The sequence below is a fragment of the Nitrospirota bacterium genome (genome assembly GCA_016214385.1).
Classification (GTDB): Bacteria; Nitrospirota; Thermodesulfovibrionia; order UBA6902; family JACROP01; genus JACROP01.
In genome coordinates, this window is sequence record JACROP010000013.1 from 1 (window position 1) to 2,829 (window position 2,829).

Annotated in this window: 2 protein-coding genes; both read left to right on the top strand. The window is 45.3% G+C overall.

Features of this window, described 5'->3' with window-relative positions; translation table 11 throughout:
* On the top strand, positions 1-890 hold an 890-nt coding region (locus HZC12_00815; protein MBI5025276.1), incomplete at its 5' end, for a heterodisulfide reductase.
* 41 nt (positions 891-931) lie between these two features.
* Positions 932-2,829: sodium-translocating pyrophosphatase (locus HZC12_00820; protein MBI5025277.1), on the top strand; the 1,898-nt coding region annotated here is incomplete at its 3' end.

The window sequence follows — 2,829 nt, forward strand, 5'->3', positions numbered from 1 at the left end:
ACTGTACAAAGTACTGCCCCCGCGGTGCAAGGCCAGGTGATGTGTTTTCGACAATAAGGCAGAAGTTCATAGAGGAAAATTCGATTCCTGCCTTTATGGGAAAGATAGTCGCAAAACCCAGCATGACGCTCCTGGCACTGGCAATACCCTTTATACTCTTTTTAATAGTGCTTGGATTGACCGGCCACCTCCGTATCCCTGAAGGTGATATAGTTTATTCAAAGTTTTTCCCCATAACTTATATAGAGATAATATTTATAAGTGCTGTTGGCCTTGCAGGTATTGCCTATCTTGCGAGTCTGGCCCGTTTCTGGAACAGTATGAGCAAAGGCAACGGGCAATCTTATTCAAAGGGTTTTGTTCCGGCCATTATAGAGACGCTCTTAGAGTTTCTCAAACACTCAAGATTTGCAAAGTGCGGGCCTAATGTTGACCGTAGAATTATGCACATGCTGGTGTTTTATGCCGTTATAGGTCTATTTATAACAACGGTCTGGATAACCTATTACTATTATGTCCCAAAGATTAATTCCCCCATTCCATTGTCTGACCCAATGAAGTGGCTCGCGAATATAAGTGCTTTCGCACTGCTTATAGGTGCAGGTATACTGATATTTAATAGATTGAAGGACAAAGGGTTTATATCAAAAAACTCATCCTTTGACTGGACCTTTGCTATTATGATACTGCTTCTCTGTGTTACAGGTATTCTTACAGAGCTTATCAGGCTGGCAGGCATAGCATCTCTCGCATATCCCATGTATTTTGCCCATCTCCTTTTTGTCTTTTACACTATTGTATATTTCCCGTATTCAAAGCTTGCACATATGGGTTACAGGACACTGGCAATTGCTTACTCCAAGATGACTAACAGGGATATAGCGGTCTAAATATGCTTAGAAAAATTAACTTAAACAGAGGAGGAAAATAAATGAGCGGGATTATTCTTTTTGCCTTAATCTGCGGTATTGTTGGTGTTGCTTATGCACTGATAACTGCAGCATGGGTATCAAAGCAGGATGCAGGAACAGACCGCATGAAGAAGATTTCTGATGCGGTGAGGGAAGGTGCAACAGCCTTTCTTGCCCGTGAGTATAAGGCAGTTGCAATGGTTGGAGTTGTTGTATTTGTCCTGCTGTTTTTTCTCGGCACATGGACAGCAATAGGTTTTGCAATCGGTGCAGTTGGTTCTGCACTTGCCGGCTATATCGGCATGATGGTTAGTGTGAGGGCTAATGTCCGCACAGCACAGGCTGCAGGGAAAGGACTTAATGAGGCACTAAAGCTTGCCTTCAAGGGCGGCTCTGTTACAGGTATGGTGGTAGTTGGATTGGCTTTGATCAGCATTGCAGGTTTCTATTTTATTGTTACCTCTGCAGAGCCTGAAGCAAAAAAGGCATTCCACGCCCTTGTGGGCCTTGGATTCGGAGGCTCCTTAATGAGCGTCTTTGCCCGTATTGCAGGTGGCATCTATACAAAGGCAGCAGATGTTGGAGCAGACCTTGTTGGTAAGGTCGAGGCAGGAATTCCAGAGGACGACCCGAGAAACCCTGCTGTTATTGCAGACAATGTGGGCGATAATGTTGGCGACTGTGCTGGTATGGCTGCTGACCTTTACGAGACCTATGTAGTTACACTTGTTGCAGCAATGCTTTTAGCAGGGACAATCTTTGGATACAATAGCAAATGGGTTCAGTTCCCAATGCTCTTAGGAGGTATCTCTATTGTTGCCTCTGTTATCGGCACATATTTTGTTCGTCTCGGCAAAAAGCAATATATAATGGGTGCCCTTTATAAAGGGCTTGCAGTCTCAGGGGTCCTCGCTGCAATTGCCTTCTATTTTGTATCTAATAAGTTTATTGCAGGTCTATCCGGCAAAGATGCAGGTGTCTTCACTGCAGGAAGCGTTTTTCTAACTGCATTGATAGGGCTTGCACTTACATGGTTGATAGTTATGATTACAGAATACTTCACATCAAAGAGCTTCGCCCCGGTTAAACATATCGCATCTGCAAGCCAGACAGGCCACGGCACGAATGTCATTGCAGGCCTTGCGGTTAGTATGAAGTCAACAGGTATGCCTGTTATAGTCATCGTTGCAGCAATCCTCGGTGCGTATGCATTAGGCGGTGGTTTTAGCGGTAATCCTGGAGGAGGTCTTTTCGCAATAGCACTTTCAGCGGTCTCGATGCTCTCTATGACAGGCATTGTTGTTGCTATTGACTCATACGGGCCAATTACAGATAATGCCGGAGGCATTGCCGAGATGGCGGAGCTTCCTAAAGAGATCCGTGCAATTACTGACCCCCTCGATGCAGTTGGAAATACAACTAAGGCAGTTACAAAAGGATCTGCCATTGGCTCTGCTGGTCTTGCTGCACTTGTGCTTTTTGCAGAATACTCAAGGTCTTTTGGAACAAGCATGTCATTTGAACTTGCGAATCCAAAGGTATTAGCAGGTCTTTTTATTGGCGGTCTCCTGCCTTATTATTTTGGCTCACTCCTTATGGAGGCAGTTGGAAAGGCTGCTGGTGGAGTAGTGGAAGAGGTGAGGAGACAGTTCCGTGAGATAAAGGGAATTATGGAGGGCACAGGTAAACCTGAGTATGGCAGGTGTGTTGATATCGTTACAAAGGGTGCAATCAAGCAGATGATGGTTCCTGCCCTTATTCCAGTTGCAGCACCGATAATCGTCGGTTTTCTTTTAGGCAGGGAGGCCCTCGGTGGAGTTCTTATCGGAAGTATTATTACAGGGCTTTTCCAGGCAACAGCCATGACAAGCGGCGGTGGTGCCTGGGATAATGCCAAGAAATTCATTGAGGACGGCAT